Source organism: Pseudomonas spartinae (genome assembly GCF_965197125.1).
Taxonomy (GTDB): domain Bacteria; phylum Pseudomonadota; class Gammaproteobacteria; order Pseudomonadales; family Pseudomonadaceae; genus Aquipseudomonas; species Aquipseudomonas composti_A.
Genome location: NZ_CBDAMB010000003.1, coordinates 498,477 through 513,102, shown reverse-complemented (window position 1 = coordinate 513,102; position 14,626 = coordinate 498,477). Strand labels below are relative to the sequence as shown.

Genomic DNA, 14,626 nt, shown 5'->3' with positions numbered 1-14,626 from the left:
GAAGCGTTTTCCACCAGAAGCCGGTGGATGGATGAAGCGTCATCCACCCTACGATTAGCACCTACAGCGCTTCAGCCAGCGCGCTGGGCACTGGCACCGGAAATTCCAGCAGTTGCTGGGCGAAAGCCTTGCCCTGCGGGTCGATGCGCAGGCTGGCAACGCCGCCACCGCCCAGCGCGTTCTCCAGCAGGAAGTTGAGGCTGTGGCTGCCTGGCAGGTACCAGCGGCTAACGCGGCCCTGCTCGGCGTCCAGGGTATGCGCCATCCAGTTGGCCACGGCTTCAGGCGTCAGTGCAGCGGCTATCCACGCCAGGTATTCGGGCTTTCTCGCCATCACGCCGATGTTGCTGTGGTTGCCCTTGTCGCCGGAGCGGGCCACGGCCAGGCGGATCAGCGGCACTGCGGCGTCGGCTTCGCCCATCGGCACGGGCAGCGCGGCGGGCGCACGGAGCTGCGCCGGATCGAAGCCATCGACCTGGGGCAGGGCGACCGGCTGGCGCTCGCCGTCAATCTCCACTTCCAGGCTGCAGGCGCTCTTGTCCACCAGGAAGCTGAACAGCCGGATCACCGGGTAGACAGTGGGGCGGCCGCCGACGATGCCGGTCAGACCGGGCGCCATGCCGGTGGCGGCCTGGGCGATCTCGCGGGAGAAGAGTATCAGCGCTTCCTTCCTGGCGTGGCGCGCGGCGATCTTCACCACCACCTCGCGGCTATCCCGGCGCCGGCCTTGGGCGCCATAGGTGGCTTCGCTGCCGAGCAGCTCGACGCTGACCTCCTGATAACGGCCCCAGCCGCGTTCAGCGAACAGCTCATCGGTCTTGTTGATGATCGCCTGGGCGACGCGTTCGGCTTTGGCCACGGCGTCGATGCCGGCCAGCAGGAAGCTGGCGGTGCAGCGGAAACCGTCCGGGTGGGTGGCGCTGACCTTGTACTGATCGGTGGGCGGCAGGCCGCGTGCGCCCTGGAGTTGTACGCGGTTATCGCCGACCTGGCTCAGCTCGACCTGGGTGAAATCGCAGATCACATCCGGCAGCAGATAGGCGCGTGGGTCGCCGATCTCGTAGAGCATCTGCTCGCCAACGGTAAAAGGCGTGACCAAGCCGCCGGAACCCTCCGGCTTGGTCACGACGAAGCGACCGTCGTCTTCGACTTCGACGACGGGGAAACCGATGTGCTCGTAGTCCGGCACGTCGCGCCAGTCGGTGAAGTTGCCACCGGTGCACTGCGCACCGCACTCGATGATGTGCCCGGCCAGTGCCGCTTGGGCCAGCTTGTCGTAATCATTCCAGGCCCAGCCGAATTCGTGCACCAGCGCGGCGCTGACCACGGCGCTGTCGACTACGCGACCGGTGATGACGATGTCGGCGCCCAGTTCCAGCGCGGCGACGATGCCCGGTGCGCCCAGGTAGGCGTTGACCGAAACGCAGAAAGGCGGCAGTGCGGCGCCGGTGAACATCTCGCGGGTGCCGGCCTTGACCAACTCGCCGAGCTGGGGCTGCAGGTTGTCGCCGTGCAGCACGGCTATCTTCAGCTTTACCCCGGCCTGTTCGCACGCAGCGCTTAGGGCGGCCGCGCAGGCCATCGGGTTGACCCCGCCGGCATTGCTGATGACGCGGATGTTCTTCGCCGCCAGCTCGCCCAGCAGCGGTGTGAGCACTTCGACGAAATCGCGGGCGTAGCCGTCGTCCGGCTTCTTCATGCGCGCGCCGGCCATGATCGACATGGTGATCTCGGCCAGGTAGTCGAACACCAGATAACCCAGGTCGGTACCGCGCACCAACTGGGCGGCGGCGGTGGAGGTGTCGCCCCAGAATGCGGAGGCGCAGCCGATGCGTACGGTTTTGCTCATTGGAATTGGCCCGGCACACATTGAGAAGGTGAGCCGACATTACCAAGCAAGCGCTTGGTTGAAAAGCGGCAGAAGAGGGCAAACTGGCCAAAAATGCGCCCAAGCGCTTGCTTGGTTGCCTGCCGCCGCATACATTTCATCAAGCAAGACAAGCACTTGCCGGCAGCATGAAGAATTCATCAGAACAATCGCCGAGCAGGGCAACTAAGGGGAGCAGTCAGCGTGGACGAACACAGAGCCCAGGCCGTGATGCAGGAGTTGGTCGAAAGTGGCCAGGTGACCGATCCGCAGAGCGCGCGCGGCAAGCTGTTGCAGATGGCAGCCCATCTGTTTCGCAGCAAGGGCTACGAGCGCACCACCGTGCGTGATCTGGCCGCGGCCATCGGCATTCAGTCGGGCAGCATCTTTCATCACTTCAAGAGCAAGGAGGAAATCCTGCGTTCGGTGATGGAGGAAACCATCGTCTACAACACCGCGCTGATGCGCGATGCGCTGGCCTCGGCGCGGGGCACGCGTGAGCGCTTGCTGGCGCTGATCCGCTGCGAGCTGCAGTCGATCATGGGCGGTACCGGTGAAGCCATGGCGGTACTGGTTTACGAATGGCGTTCGCTGTCGGAAGAGGGCCAGGCGCAGGTGCTGGCGTTGCGTGACACCTATGAGCAGATCTGGCTGGAGGTGCTTGGCGAGGCGCGCGACGCGGGTTACTTCAAGGGTGATCCGTTCATTCAGCGGCGTTTTCTCACCGGCGCCCTGAGCTGGACCAACACCTGGTTCCGACCGCAGGGGCCGATGAGTCTGGATCAACTGGCCGAAGAAGCGCTGTCACTGGTGTGCAAGGACGCCTGAGTCGCTTGTGCCTCCTTACCATTGCGTCAGCCTGGCGGGCAGGTATTTGCTGCGATATTCCGCCTGTTCACGGGGCTGACCCCGGGCCAGTGCGGGCTACCCGGGGAACTTGGGAGTTATCGTCTGGCATTGCGCAACAAAGTGTCTGTGTAGCGAAAAACCATCTGGTCGGTCAGGAGAGACTGGAGTAGGCTGCATCACACTAAAAGAAGGAATTTTTGGGGATTCGACATGCGGCACTTGCGGCACTGGATTCATGGATGTTGGATTGCCCTGGGTTTCCTGTTCGCGGGTTACGCTTGTGCTGCCGAAGTGGTCAAGGTGGGCGGTGCGTATTTTCCTCCCTACGTGATCAAGTCCAATTCGCTGGAGTCGAGCGGGCTTCTGCCGCAACTGCTCGAATCGCTCAACCGAGCTCAGGGCGACTATCAGTTCACCATGGTGCCCACGGCTATCGTGCGTCGCTTCGACGACCTGCAGCGCGGACGCATCGACATGGCGATTTTCGAGAATCCGGATTGGGGCTGGCAGGGCATCGATGCCGCCGCTGTCGACATGGGCCTGGAAGACGCCGAGCTGTTCGTTGCCCGCGACGAGGAACTGCGTGGCCAGGAGTACTTCGACCAACTCGAAGGCAAGCGCCTGGCCCTGTATCGCGGTTATCACTATGGCTTCGCCCAGTTCAACAGTGACCCGGACTTCCTCACCCGTACCTTCAACGCCAATCTCGGGCATTCACACGACAGCAACCTGCTGATGGTGGTGCGGGGCCGTGCCGATATCGCACTGGTGACGCGCTCCAATCTCTACGACTTCATCAAGCGCAATCGTGAGCATGCGCGCCAGTTGCTGATTTCCGAGCGCGTCGATCAGGTCTACCGCCATCATGCGATGATCCGCGGCGGCGCGCCGATCAGCCCTGAGCGCTTCGCCGCATTGCTCGACAAACTACGCGCCGATGGCGAGTTGCAGCGCATCTTTTCGCCTTACCGTATCGAGGTCAAAGCAGTCGTAGCGGATAGCTCAATAGCAACAGATGCAGAAGATTGACGGCACCATGCAGCGCGATCGCCAGGCTCAGGCGGCCGCTGTAGTGGAAGGCCAGGCCGTAACCGAGGCCAGCTAGGGTTGCCAGCAAGGCGAACAGTGGGCTGAAGGGAAGGTGCACGGCACCGAACAGGGCTGCTGTCAGCAACAGGCCAGGCCAGGTCCCCAGGCGGTTGACCAGCGCAGGCTGAAGCACGCCGCGAAACAACAGCTCCTCGGCCAGTACGGCCACCCCCAGGTTCACCAGTAACCACAGCAGCAGGCCCTCCGGCCATTTCGGCTGCCACGCCAGCAGACCGACCAGCATCGCCAGCACTGGCACCGCCAGCAGCGTAACGAGGCAGCTCAGTGCCGCACCTTGCACGGAGCGCGCGGGCTTGGACGGTTGCCCCAGCCACCAGGCCAGCAGGGCGCTACCGAGTAGCAGTTTGTCCCAGGACAGGCGCAAGGCATAGGGCGGTGCGTCAGGGCTGATTGAGCGTGGCTGCCACAGTGCCCAGGGGCTGAAACCAGGTACCAGGTGTGCGGCCAGTGCGATACCGCTGGCCAGCACCAGAATCCGCCAGGCGCCATCCGGCAGGCGCCGATCACCGAGCAGAATCAGCGCGCTGGCGGCCGCGCCAAGTACCAGGCCGATGGGATCGATGAAGCCCAGCGCATGACCCAGCGCCAGGGTGAAAGCGGGTAGCAGCAGTCGCAGATGCAGGGGCATGGCGCCTCCTCGGGGAAGGAGGCGCAGTCTAGCAGGCCGTTTGGGGGCAGGCGTGAAGAGGGCACTCAGCCTTCGCGGCGATCCTTGGCGTCCTGCTCGATATTGCGCTCGTGGATGCGCTTGAGCTGTTCCTCGGTCAACGGCAGTTTCTTCGCCGTGTCACGCAGCATCAAGATGCTGCCGAGAATGGAGCCCAAGGCCAGGATCAGGATGAGCCAGGCGTACCAGGGCATGATCGATTCCTCTCGTGGGTTGGACTTCCACCATACCCGCTCGCAACCTGCTTGTCAGGCTGGCTGCTGCGGCATCTGCAGCTGCGAGCGCGGCGCTGTACGGCTTGCAGGCGCAGAGGCCTGTGATGCCTGTCACATGATGGCAACCTGGCACTGCTTGAATATTGGCTTTCCAATAGCACGGGGAGGCCGTTCGTGACCCATGCCAGAGCGCTGCAATCGCTGATGCGAGCCGTCACGCCGCTCGCCGCATCGATGAGCATCAATGAAGTCGCCGATCTGTTCCTGGCGGCGGAACACCGCGCCTTTCTCTCTTTGCCGGTGGTGGACGAGCACAATCGGCCGCTTGGTCTGGTCAGCCGCGCCACGCTGCAGGACATCTTCATGCAGCGCTTCGGGCGCGACCTGCGTGGTCGTCATCCGGTGGGTGAGGTGATGAACGAAGCGCCGCTGATCGTCAGTCTGCAAACCAGCCTCGAGGATGCTGCCAAACAGGTCACCGCGCAGTTGCAGTACCCGATCACCGAAGACTTCATCCTGATTGATGCTCAGGGCGGGTACTGCGGCCAGGGCACGGTGCTGGACCTGCTCAAGGCCATGGAGGCGCGCGTCGCCCAGCGCAACCGCGTGCTGCGTCAGGCGCTGGTGGACCTCAAGGAGTCCCAAGCGCAGTTGCTGCAATCGGAGAAGATGGCCTCGCTCGGGCAGATGGTCGCGGGCGTCGCCCACGAGCTGAACACGCCGCTGGGTTATGTGAAGAACAACGTGCAACTGCTGCGTGAACTGAGCGAGCCGCTGTTCGAATTGGCCGCTGCGCAGGCGCGACTGGGGCAGTGCCTGAACGACCCCGATTGCGACGAGGCGAGCCTCGCTCAGGCGCTGCAGGTTGCCGAGCAGGCCCGCCAGCACGCGGCGCCGGAGCTGCTGGCCGAGGATCTGCAGCAACTCTATGGTGACACCCTGTACGGCCTTGAGCAGATTGCCGAGCTGGTGGTAGGGCTCAAGGATTTCGCTCGTCTCGACCGCGCCATGAGCGAGGAGGTCGACCTCAACGATTGCATCCGCAGCGCCCTGCTGATTGCCCGTAACCACATCAAGGACAAGGTCGAGGTGGTGCAGCAGCTCGGCGAGTTGCCACGCATCGCCTGCGCGCCGTCGCAGATCAACCAGGTACTGCTCAACCTGCTGACCAACGCCGCCCAGGCCATCGATGGCCTGGGGCGCATCCAGATTCGCAGTTGGGCGGATGAGCAGGGCATCCATATCTCGCTGCAGGACAACGGACGCGGTATGCCGTCCGAGGTCATGGCGAAGATCTTCGACCCCTTCTTCACCACCAAGCCGGTCGGCCAGGGCACCGGGCTTGGTTTGTCCATCAGCTACAAGATCGTCCAGGACCACGGCGGGCAGATTCGCGTTGCCTCCGAACCAGGGCGTGGCACGCGTTTTCTGATCAGCCTGCCGCTGCCCGCTACCGTCGCCATGAAAAGGAGCGCCTGATGTCTGCACCCGTTCGCATTCTCTTCGTCGATGACGAGGAGCGCATTCTGCGTAGCCTTGCGATGCAGTTTCGCCGCCATTACGAGGTCCTGACCGAGAGCGACCCGCTACGCGCGTTACAGCGCCTGCGCGAGGAGCAGATTCATGTGCTGGTCAGCGATCAGCGCATGCCGCAGATGAGTGGCGCACAGTTGCTGGCTGAAGCACGCGAAATCGCGCCGAACACGCTGCGCATTCTGTTGACCGGCTATTCCGATCTGGATGCGGCGGTGGAGGCGCTGAACAATGGCGGCATCTTCCGCTACCTGACCAAACCCTGGGACCCGCAGGAGATGGCCTTCACCCTGCGTCAGGCCGCCGAACTGGCGGTACGCCAGGCGTTGCCGTTGCCAGCCGTGGCCAGCGAGGCGTTGAGTGCACCGCTGTCGCTCCTGCTGCTCGATGATGAGCAGGGCACCCTCGACGTGGTCGGCGAGTTCTGTGCCGCGGGCGGGCACCGCCTGCTGCGCGCGCGCAACCTGGCCGAGGCCATGCTGCAGCTCAACAACGAGAGCGTGGACATTCTGGTCAGTGACCTCAAGCTGGCGGGTGATGATACCGCGCCGTTGCTCAAGACGCTGGCACAGGCTCATCCACGGCTGCTCAGCCTGGTGGTCACGCCGTTTCAGGACACCCAGGCGCTGTTGCGTCTGGTCAACGAGGCGCAGGTTTTCCGCTACCTGCCCAAGCCCATTCGTCGTGGTTTGTTCGAGAAGGGGCTGAAAGCCGCTGCCGAACAGGCGCAGCTCTGGCGTACCCAGCCGCAGCAGATGGTCAGTCGCCTGGCCGAGGTGCCCCGTGACGAACGTGAACAGGAAAAGGTGGGCAGCCTGATGGGCATGCTTGGGCGCCTGCGTGAACGTTTGATCGCCTGAGCGTCTGGCTGCCCTGATCTTTCGCGGCTGAAGCGCAATGCCGCGATGCCTTTGTGCCGAAGCCAAAGGCCCTGATTGCATCCGGACTACAGACCCGCCTGGAGTCGGGCTTCAGTCGCGACCAGCGCCAGCACGCTTTGCGCTACAATGCGCGGCGTTTTTCATCCTGTTCGAGACCCGCCCATGCCCGCCTGCCAAACCCCGATCATCGTCGCCCTCGACTTTCCCAGCCGTGATGCCGCTCTGGCTTTGGCCGATCAGCTCGATCCGGCGCTGTGCCGGGTCAAGGTCGGCAAGGAGCTGTTCACCCGCAGTGGTCCGCAAGTGGTCGAGGCCTTGCAGGCCAAGGGTTTCGAGCTGTTCCTCGATCTGAAATTCCACGACATCCCCAACACCACGGCGATGGCGGTCAAGGCCGCAGCGGAAATGGGCGTGTGGATGGTCAACGTGCACTGCTCCGGCGGCCTGCGCATGATGGCGGCGTGCCGTAACGAGCTGGACAAGCTCGCTGGCGCCAAGCCGCTGCTGATCGGCGTGACGGTGCTGACCAGCATGGAGCAGCAGGATCTGGCCGGTATCGGCCTGGACGTGCCGCCGCAGGAGCAGGTGCTGCGCCTGGCTGGCCTGGCTGCCGATGCCGGGCTCGATGGTCTGGTCTGTTCGGCGCAGGAAGCCCGCGCGCTGAAGGTTGCGCAGCCGCGCCTGCAGTTGGTGACGCCAGGCATTCGTCCTGCCGGCAGCAGTGCAGACGACCAGAAGCGCATCCTCACCCCGCGTCAGGCGCTGGACGCCGGCTCCGATTATCTGGTGATCGGCCGCCCGATCAGCCAGGCCGCCGACCCGGCGCAGGCGCTGGCCGCAGTGGTTGCCGAACTGCAAGGCTGAGCCATTTACCGTTAGGCAGAGCGCTGCGCCATCAGCGCTTTGCATGACCTGCTACTCCAGAGTCTGATAGTGCTGCTCTGCGCGCTGTCGCCTGGCTAGACTCCTCGCCAATTCAACGAGAATCGCTGCGAGGAAGCAGACATGAGCATGACGTTCTCCGGCCAGGTCGCCCTGGTCACCGGCGCTGCCGCCGGTATTGGCCGAGCCACCGCCCTGGCCTTCGCTGGCGAAGGACTCCAAGTGGTGGTTTCCGATGTCGATGTGGCTGCTGGCGAAGCCACCGTCGAGTTGATTCGCGCAGCCGGTGGCGAGGCCTGTTTCGTGCGTTGCGACGTGACCCGCGATGCCGAGGTCAAGGCGCTGATGGACGCTACCGTGGCGCAGTACGGCCGCCTGGACTACGCCTTCAACAACGCCGGTATCGAGATCGAGCAGGGTAAGCTGGCCGACGGCAGCGAGGCCGAGTTCGACGCCATCATCGGTGTCAACGTCAAGGGCGTGTGGCTGTGCATGAAACACCAGATCCCGTTGCTGCTGGCCCAGGGCGGCGGCGCCATCGTCAACACCGCTTCGGTAGCCGGCCTGGGGGCTGCGCCGAAGATGAGCATCTATGCAGCCTCCAAGCACGCGGTGATCGGCCTGACCAAGTCGGCGGCGGTCGAGTATGCGAAGAAGAAGGTGCGGGTGAACGCGGTGTGCCCGGCCGTGATCGACACCGACATGTTCCGCCGTGCCTACGAAGCCGATCCGAGGAAGGCCGAGTTCGCTGCCGCGATGCACCCGGTAGGGCGCATCGGCAAGGTCGAAGAGATCGCGGCTGCCGTGCTCTATCTGTGCAGCGACCATGCGGCGTTCACCACTGGTCAGGCGTTGGCGGTAGATGGTGGCGCCACGGCGATCTGATCGACCGGCCATGAACATGAAAAAGGCGCCATCTGGCGCCTTTTTCATGAGCCTCGGAATCAGGCCGTGCGTTTGCCCGCGTTGAGGATCGCCAGGGTCAGCAGGCCGGCGACGATGCCCCAGAACGCCGAGCCCACGCCGGCCAGGGTCATGCCCGAGGCGGTGACCAGGAAGGTGATCAGCGCCGCTTCGCGCTCGCTGGGCTCGCTCATGGCCTGAGTCAGCCCGCCGATGATCGAGGCGAACAGGGCCAGCGCAGCGATGGACAGGATCAGCGCCGCCGGTAACGCCGAGAACAGCGAGGCCAGGGTGGCGCCGAAGATGCCGGCGATGGCGTAGAACACTCCGCACCAGACTGCCGCGGTGTAGCGCTTGCGTGGGTCTTCATGGGCCTCCGGGCCGGCGCAGATGGCGGCGCTGATGGCAGCCATATGAATGCCGTGACTGCCGAACGGCGCCATCAGGATCGACATCAGGCCGGTGCTGGTCAGCAGCGGTGAGGCGGGCACGTCGTAGCCATTGGCGCGCAGCACGGCCATGCCTGGCAGGTTCTGCGAGGCCATGGCGACGATGAACAGCGGAATGCCGATGCTGATCGCAGCAGCCAGCGAGAAGCTGGGAGTGGTCCATTCAGGCGTGGCCAGCTGCAGCTGGAAGCCGGTGAAGTCCAGCAGGCCGAAGGCGCCAGCCAGCACGCTGCCGACGATCAGCGCGCAGAGCACTGCGTAACGCGGCCACAGACGCTTGCCGAGCAGGTAGGCGAGCAGCATGGCTATCACCAGAATCGGCTGTTGCTCGGCCGCCACGCAGATTTCCAGGCCGATCTTGAACAGCACGCCGGCCAGCAGAGCCGCGGCGATGGAGGCGGGGATGCGGCGCATCAGGCGGTCGAAGGTGCCGGTCAGGCCGATCAGCACGATCAGCCCAGAGGCCAGGATATAGGCGCCGATGGCCTCACCGTAGGACACCTGCGGCAGGCTGGTGATCAGCAGCGCAGCGCCAGGGGTGGACCAGGCGATCATCACCGGCGCGCGGTAGCGCAGCGAGAGCACGATGCAGCACAGCGCCATGCCGATCGACAGTGCCCAGATCCACGAGGAGATCTGCCCGTTGCTGAGACCGGCCGCCTGGCCAGCCTGGAACATCAGCACCAGGGAGCTGGTGTAGCCAGTGAGCATGGCGATGAAGCCGGCGACCACGGCCGAGGTCGAGGTGTCTGCCAGTGGGCGCAGACGAGTAGGGAGGGCGTCTTGCATCAGAACATTCCAGTGTCGACGATGATGGGATAGAGCGAGGCTACCAGCAGCAGGGCCATGCCGATGTTGAAGGCGCGCAGCGCACGTGGGTTGTTCAGCCACTTGCGCAGCATACTGCCGGCCACGGTCCACAAACCCACGCTGGGGCAGTTGACCAGTGCGAACAGGGCGGCGATCAGCAGCACGTTGCTGAAGAAGCCATCCTGCGGTGTATAGGTGGTGATGGCGCCGATGGCCATGATCCAGGCCTTGGGATTGACCCATTGAAAGGCCGCTGCCTGTATGAAGGTGAACGGCTTGGCTTCGGGGTTCTCACGGCTTTGCGGCGCGCCGGACTGGGCGATCTTCCAGGCCAGGTAAAGCAGGTACGCGGCGCCGACATAGCGCAGCACATCGTGCAGCACCGGCAAGCGCTGGAACACCTGGCCGAGGCCCAGACCCACGGCGGCCACCAGCAGCATGAAACCGAGGCTGATGCCGAGCATGTGCGGAATGCTGCGGCGCACACCGAAGTTCACCCCGGAGGCGAGCAGCATCATGTTGTTGGGCCCCGGCGTTATCGAGGTGACGAAGGCGAAGGCGATGAAGGCGAGCAGCAGTTCGGTGGACATGGTCGTTCTCCGGTGACTGGCAAAGCCTATTGCGCGGCCGCGGCGGCGTCGCGGTACAGCCATGGCCGGGTTGGGCCGTACAGTCGGGCTGGGCAAGCGGCTGATCTCTGGTTAGCCTTGCGCTTTTGCGGACAAGGAAGCCCCATGCAACCGGATAACCCCTACAGTGCTCCGCAGGTCGAACTGATCGATGACCTGCCGGTGCGGCAGCTTCCAGGCTGGAGTGTGCGTCAGCTGCAGGTGCTTGGCTGGTTGGCGCTGATGTCGGCGTTGGGCAGTGCGCTGATGCTGGGCGTCATTTTCGCCAGCAACTGGCTGGGCCAGGCAGAAGGGCAACAAGTCGAGCGCTATACCCGCTGGCTGAGCCTGTTGCTGATGTTATTGGGCAACTACTTGCTGATCCGGCTCAAGAGCTTCATCGAGCAGCGTTTTGCGGCGCAGGGGTTGAGCTGGCCGGTCTGGATCATCGTTGTGCTGGCCTTGGTCAGCGGGGCGATGGACTTCATGGTCGGGGATCAGGTGTTCAAGACACTTGGCGTGCTGACCATCGCCTACCTGGGCCTGATGGTACTGATGGGACTTGGCATTGTCTGGTTCGGTATTCGCTTGCTCAAGGTGAGGCTGGCGTACGCCTCTCTGCGGATCCTGGCCTGGCTGTCTATTGCCAGTGGTGTGATGTTCGCCAGTGTGCTGTTGTTGCCGCTAGCCATATTGCCGGCACTGGCGGTTTGCGTGGCGCAGGGGCTGGTGTTCTTTCGCGGGGCCAGTGAGCTGCGCGCGCAGTAGGCTGCCGCGCCGCCGTGGCTTGAGCTGCGGCGGCGCCTTCTAGGTACGTCCTCGCGCCAGGGCGTGGTTGACGGCCAGCCAGCCCTGCACTGCGTCTTCGCCCATCTCGCCAAACACGCGCTGCAGAAGGCGCGCCTGTTCGCGGCGCAGGGCCTGCTCCAGTTTGGCACCCTCGGGCGTGAAGCCGAGTACACGCTTGCGCTTGTCGTCAGCGGCCGCTTCGCTCTGCACCAGATTCATTTCGATCAGTTGGCGCAACGGCATGTTCAGCGCCTGCTTGCTCACGCCCAGATAGCCCAGCAGTTCGGTCATGTTCAGCCCCGGATACTTGGCGATGAAGAACAGGATGCGGTGGTGCACGCGTGACAGACCGCGTTTGGCGAGCATTTCGTCCGGCTTGGCGGTAAAGGCCTGGTAGCCGAAGAAGAACGCTTCCATCGCGGCCTGCTGAGCCGTGGTGTTCTTGATCACCTGCGCGCCCTGACGGCCGGCCTGCGTGCCCTCGGCGGGCGACGTTAAAAATTTCTCGGAGAAATTTTTTAGGTCAGTCATATTGACGTATCTCTGTTTGGCGGCGTAGTTTCGGTCAAGCAGTTTGACTTAATTCCAATGACTTTTGCACCCCAGGACATCCCATGGCCTTCTCCGAACGCATCGCCCGCCTGAAAAGCTCCCTGATCCGTGAAATTCTTGCCGCGGCGCAGCGTCCGGAAGTGATGTCGTTTGCTGGTGGCCTGCCGGCCGAGCCGATGCTGCCGAAGGTGGACTGGGCGCAAATGCCGGCGAGCATGGGCCAGTACGGCATGAGCGAAGGCGAGCCGGCGCTGCGTGAGGCCATTGCCGCCGAGGCGCGTGCGCTGGGCGTGCCCTGCGAGGCCAGCCAGGTGCTGATCGTCAGCGGCTCGCAGCAGACCCTGGACCTGGCCGCCAAGCTGTTCATCGATCCGGGCACCGAAGTGCTGCTAGAAGCGCCGACCTACCTGGCGGCCTTGCAGGCCTTCCAGCTGTTCGGTGCCGACTGCATCAGTGTGCCGCAGGAGGCCGACGGCCCCGAGCTGGCGGCGTTGCGTGAGCGCCTGGAAAAGCACAAGCCGGCTTTCGCCTACCTGATCCCGACTTTCCAGAATCCGTCCGCTACCCGTTACAGCGAAGCCAAGCGTGAAGCCGTGGCGGCGCTGCTCGACGAGTTCGGCGTGACCCTGATCGAAGACGAGCCGTACCGCGAGCTGGTGTTCGATGAAGGCCAGGCCACGCCCATCGTCAGCCGCCTGAAGCAGGCCAGCTGGATCTACACCGGTACCGTGTCCAAGACGTTGCTGCCGGGCCTGCGCGTCGGCTACCTGATCGCCACCAAGGACCTGTATCCGCATCTGCTGCGCCTGAAACAGTCGGCTGACCTGCACACCAACCGCGTCGGTCAGTGGCAGGCGCTGCAGTGGCTGGGCAGCGAGCAGTACCGTGGTCACCTGGCCGAGCTGCGCGACTTCTATCGCATCCGCCGTGACGCCATGCAGAGCGCGCTGGTCGAGCATTTTGGTGACCTGGCCGAGTGGGAAATTCCCCAGGGCGGGCTGTTCTTCTGGCTGACCCTGAAGCAGCCGCTCGATACCCGCACACTGCTCGACGCGGCGCTGGCGCAGAACGTCGCGTTCATGCCGGGCGAACCGTTCTTCATCGATCCGGACGCCAACCCCGGGCACCTGCGACTGAACTTCAGTCACGTGGCCCCGGAGCGTCTGAGCGAGGGGCTGCGCCGGCTGGCGGCGGTTATCCGCGACGCGCAGGGCGCGTGATTTGAGTTTTACCGCTGTAGGAGCGGCTGGGCGGCATTCCGCTTCAGCCGCGATTTTCGCGGATAGATCCGCTCCTACAAAAGCAGGGTGATCGGCGGCGAGCGTGCCGCGAGGATTGATAGGGAGGGCAACGCGATGTTCAAGGTCTACGGCGATTATCGTTCGGGCAACTGCTACAAGATCAAGCTGATGCTGCATCTGCTGGGCAAGGAGTACCAGTGGATCGATGTCGATATCCTCAAGGGTGAGACGCAGAGCGAAGCTTTCCTGGCGAAGAACCCCAACGGCAAGATTCCGGTGCTGGAGCTCGAAGACGGCACCTGCCTGTGGGAGTCCAATGCCATCCTCAACTTCCTCGCCGATGGCAGCGATTTCCTGCCCAGCGAGCCGCGCCTGCGTACCCAGGTGCTGCAGTGGCAGTTCTTCGAGCAATACAGCCACGAGCCATACGTTGCGGTGGCGCGTTTCATCCAGCTTTATCTGGGGATGCCCGAGGAGCGCCGCGAGGAGCACGCGCGTTGCCTGAGGCTGGGCTACAAGGCCCTGAAAGTGATGGAGAAACAGCTCGAGCGTACCCCTTATCTGGTGGGTGAGCACTACTCCATCGCCGATATCGCCCTGTACGCCTACACCCATGTAGCCGATGAGGGTGGTTTCAGCCTGGAAGCGTTCCCCGCGGTCCGCGCCTGGCTCGATCGCATCGCCAGTCACCCCCGCCACGTGACCATGCTGGGCTGATCACTGTTCGGCGGCAGCCTGCGCGCGCTGGGCGCAGCGCTGCCGCCCGAACATGGTATTTTGGGCTGCCAGCTGAGCTTGGACTATCGCGGCCCCGGGGTGGATAATCGGCGTCTGCAATCCTACTGGTCACTGACTGCCCCATGCTCCAACGGCTGCGTACCGCTCTAGTCTGCCTCTTGATGCTGGCCTTGCCGATGCAGGCGATGGCCGCGTTCGGCATGCAGCTTTGCCAGCAGGTTCACCCTGGTGCCGCGCTGCATGCCATGCCCGAGCATGGCGAGCGACCTGCTGCGATGAAGCCGGTAGTCGATGTGCAACCTGGCCAGCAGCATCCTGCGCAGGCCGTTTCCTGCATCCTCTGCGCGTTCTGCGTTGGTGCCGTGGTGTTTGCCCAGCCCGTCGTCCAGGCCGTTGATGCACTTCGCGCACAGCCGCCGCTGATGCTGAGCGAGCGCCTTGTCTCCGTGGTGCCGGATATGCCCGAGCGCCCACCCCGTCTGTCTTTCTCCTGATCGAACACCTTTGAACCACAGCCTGATGCCGGCTGCAG

16 protein-coding genes are annotated in these 14,626 nt (G+C 64.0%); 10 read left to right on the top strand and 6 right to left on the bottom strand.

Translation table 11 applies throughout. The features are described 5' to 3' along the window. Positions 1-61: 61 nt before the first annotated feature. The gene (locus ACN8M7_RS09835) at positions 62-1,849 is read right to left on the bottom strand and encodes an acyclic terpene utilization AtuA family protein (RefSeq protein WP_490260620.1); all 1,788 of its coding nucleotides are present in this window, start codon (positions 1,847-1,849) and stop codon (positions 62-64) included. Positions 1,850-2,071: 222 nt separating this feature from the next. Here ACN8M7_RS09835 and ACN8M7_RS09830 point away from each other — a divergent pair, with 222 nt between their 5' ends. Both ACN8M7_RS09830 and ACN8M7_RS09825 read left to right on the top strand, forming a co-directional pair. Continuing rightward, positions 2,072-2,695: a TetR/AcrR family transcriptional regulator gene (locus ACN8M7_RS09830; RefSeq protein ID WP_490260619.1), complete on the top strand. Its 624-nt coding sequence runs from the start codon at positions 2,072-2,074 to the stop codon at positions 2,693-2,695. 231 nt (positions 2,696-2,926) lie between these two features. Continuing rightward, complete coding sequence (locus ACN8M7_RS09825; RefSeq protein ID WP_490260618.1) at positions 2,927-3,745, top strand: substrate-binding periplasmic protein; 819 nt, start codon at positions 2,927-2,929, stop codon at positions 3,743-3,745. Here the strand turns inward: ACN8M7_RS09825 and ACN8M7_RS09820 are convergent. After that, complete coding sequence (locus tag ACN8M7_RS09820; RefSeq protein ID WP_490260617.1) at positions 3,696-4,454, bottom strand: CPBP family intramembrane glutamic endopeptidase; 759 nt, start codon at positions 4,452-4,454, stop codon at positions 3,696-3,698. The two genes, ACN8M7_RS09825 and ACN8M7_RS09820, sit on opposite strands and share 50 nt — an antisense overlap. A 65-nt stretch (positions 4,455-4,519) precedes the next feature. Continuing rightward, on the bottom strand, positions 4,520-4,687 hold the full coding sequence (locus ACN8M7_RS09815) for a DUF2897 family protein (protein WP_082768048.1): 168 nt from the start codon (positions 4,685-4,687) through the stop codon (positions 4,520-4,522). Between the two features lie 195 nt (positions 4,688-4,882). Between ACN8M7_RS09815 and ACN8M7_RS09810 the strand changes: the two genes are divergently transcribed. The 4 genes from ACN8M7_RS09810 to ACN8M7_RS09795 all read left to right on the top strand — a co-directional run bounded on the left by ACN8M7_RS09810 (position 4,883) and on the right by ACN8M7_RS09795 (position 8,889). Then, on the top strand, positions 4,883-6,187 hold the full coding sequence (locus ACN8M7_RS09810) for a sensor histidine kinase (RefSeq protein WP_490260616.1): 1,305 nt from the start codon (positions 4,883-4,885) through the stop codon (positions 6,185-6,187). Further along, positions 6,184-7,101 (top strand): response regulator, encoded by a 918-nt coding sequence (locus ACN8M7_RS09805; protein WP_490260748.1) that lies wholly within the window; start codon positions 6,184-6,186, stop codon positions 7,099-7,101. The genes ACN8M7_RS09810 and ACN8M7_RS09805 overlap by 4 nt, the downstream gene beginning before the upstream one ends. A 183-nt stretch (positions 7,102-7,284) precedes the next feature. Continuing rightward, entirely contained in the window at positions 7,285-7,986 is a 702-nt protein-coding gene (gene pyrF, locus ACN8M7_RS09800; RefSeq protein WP_061239049.1) for an orotidine-5'-phosphate decarboxylase, read from the top strand. Between the two features lie 141 nt (positions 7,987-8,127). Then, positions 8,128-8,889, top strand: a complete 762-nt coding sequence (locus ACN8M7_RS09795) for an SDR family oxidoreductase (RefSeq protein ID WP_490260615.1) — start codon at positions 8,128-8,130, stop codon at positions 8,887-8,889. Positions 8,890-8,948: 59 nt separating this feature from the next. Here ACN8M7_RS09795 and ACN8M7_RS09790 read toward each other — a convergent pair whose 3' ends face one another. Next, positions 8,949-10,145, bottom strand: coding sequence for a benzoate/H(+) symporter BenE family transporter (locus ACN8M7_RS09790; protein WP_490260614.1), 1,197 nt, complete (start codon positions 10,143-10,145; stop codon positions 8,949-8,951). After that, on the bottom strand, positions 10,145-10,756 hold the full coding sequence (locus tag ACN8M7_RS09785; RefSeq protein WP_490260613.1) for a LysE family translocator: 612 nt from the start codon (positions 10,754-10,756) through the stop codon (positions 10,145-10,147). Before ACN8M7_RS09785 ends, ACN8M7_RS09790 begins: the two co-directional genes overlap by 1 nt. 144 nt (positions 10,757-10,900) lie before the next feature. On the opposite strand from ACN8M7_RS09785, the gene ACN8M7_RS09780 reads away from it, so the two are divergent. Continuing rightward, positions 10,901-11,542 (top strand): hypothetical protein, encoded by a 642-nt coding sequence (locus tag ACN8M7_RS09780; protein ID WP_490260612.1) that lies wholly within the window; start codon positions 10,901-10,903, stop codon positions 11,540-11,542. Positions 11,543-11,581: 39 nt separating this feature from the next. Here the strand turns inward: ACN8M7_RS09780 and ACN8M7_RS09775 are convergent, their stop codons facing one another. Continuing rightward, a complete protein-coding gene (locus ACN8M7_RS09775) occupies positions 11,582-12,094 on the bottom strand; it encodes a MarR family winged helix-turn-helix transcriptional regulator (RefSeq protein WP_061239054.1) in 513 nt (170 codons plus the stop codon). 83 nt (positions 12,095-12,177) lie between these two features. Between ACN8M7_RS09775 and ACN8M7_RS09770 the strand changes: the two genes are divergently transcribed. From ACN8M7_RS09770 to ACN8M7_RS09760, 3 genes are all read left to right on the top strand, one after another. Continuing rightward, on the top strand, positions 12,178-13,335 hold the full coding sequence (locus ACN8M7_RS09770) for an aminotransferase-like domain-containing protein (RefSeq protein WP_061239055.1): 1,158 nt from the start codon (positions 12,178-12,180) through the stop codon (positions 13,333-13,335). A 135-nt stretch (positions 13,336-13,470) separates the two neighbouring features. Next, positions 13,471-14,073, top strand: a complete 603-nt coding sequence (locus ACN8M7_RS09765) for a glutathione S-transferase family protein (protein WP_490260611.1) — start codon at positions 13,471-13,473, stop codon at positions 14,071-14,073. A gap of 143 nt (positions 14,074-14,216) precedes the next feature. Then, positions 14,217-14,588: a hypothetical protein gene (locus ACN8M7_RS09760; protein WP_490260610.1), complete on the top strand. Its 372-nt coding sequence runs from the start codon at positions 14,217-14,219 to the stop codon at positions 14,586-14,588. The last annotated feature ends 38 nt before the right edge of the window (positions 14,589-14,626 follow it).

Bases quoted from the DNA above. Each gene is read 5' to 3' on its own strand.
- ACN8M7_RS09825 (WP_490260618.1), top strand. From the start codon at position 2,927: ATGCGGCACTTGCGGCACTGGATTCATGGATGTTGGATTGCCCTGGGT.
- ACN8M7_RS09770 (WP_061239055.1), top strand. From the start codon at position 12,178: ATGGCCTTCTCCGAACGCATCGCCCGCCTGAAAAGCTCCCTGATCCGT.
- ACN8M7_RS09775 (WP_061239054.1), bottom strand. From the start codon at position 12,094: ATGACTGACCTAAAAAATTTCTCCGAGAAATTTTTAACGTCGCCCGCC.
- ACN8M7_RS09795 (WP_490260615.1), top strand. From the start codon at position 8,128: ATGAGCATGACGTTCTCCGGCCAGGTCGCCCTGGTCACCGGCGCTGCC.
- ACN8M7_RS09765 (WP_490260611.1), top strand. From the start codon at position 13,471: ATGTTCAAGGTCTACGGCGATTATCGTTCGGGCAACTGCTACAAGATC.
- ACN8M7_RS09815 (WP_082768048.1), bottom strand. From the start codon at position 4,687: ATGCCCTGGTACGCCTGGCTCATCCTGATCCTGGCCTTGGGCTCCATT.
- ACN8M7_RS09785 (WP_490260613.1), bottom strand. From the start codon at position 10,756: ATGTCCACCGAACTGCTGCTCGCCTTCATCGCCTTCGCCTTCGTCACC.
- ACN8M7_RS09835 (WP_490260620.1), bottom strand. From the start codon at position 1,849: ATGAGCAAAACCGTACGCATCGGCTGCGCCTCCGCATTCTGGGGCGAC.
- pyrF (WP_061239049.1), top strand. From the start codon at position 7,285: ATGCCCGCCTGCCAAACCCCGATCATCGTCGCCCTCGACTTTCCCAGC.
- ACN8M7_RS09780 (WP_490260612.1), top strand. From the start codon at position 10,901: ATGCAACCGGATAACCCCTACAGTGCTCCGCAGGTCGAACTGATCGAT.
- ACN8M7_RS09760 (WP_490260610.1), top strand. From the start codon at position 14,217: ATGCTCCAACGGCTGCGTACCGCTCTAGTCTGCCTCTTGATGCTGGCC.
- ACN8M7_RS09820 (WP_490260617.1), bottom strand. From the start codon at position 4,454: ATGCCCCTGCATCTGCGACTGCTGCTACCCGCTTTCACCCTGGCGCTG.
- ACN8M7_RS09790 (WP_490260614.1), bottom strand. From the start codon at position 10,145: ATGCAAGACGCCCTCCCTACTCGTCTGCGCCCACTGGCAGACACCTCG.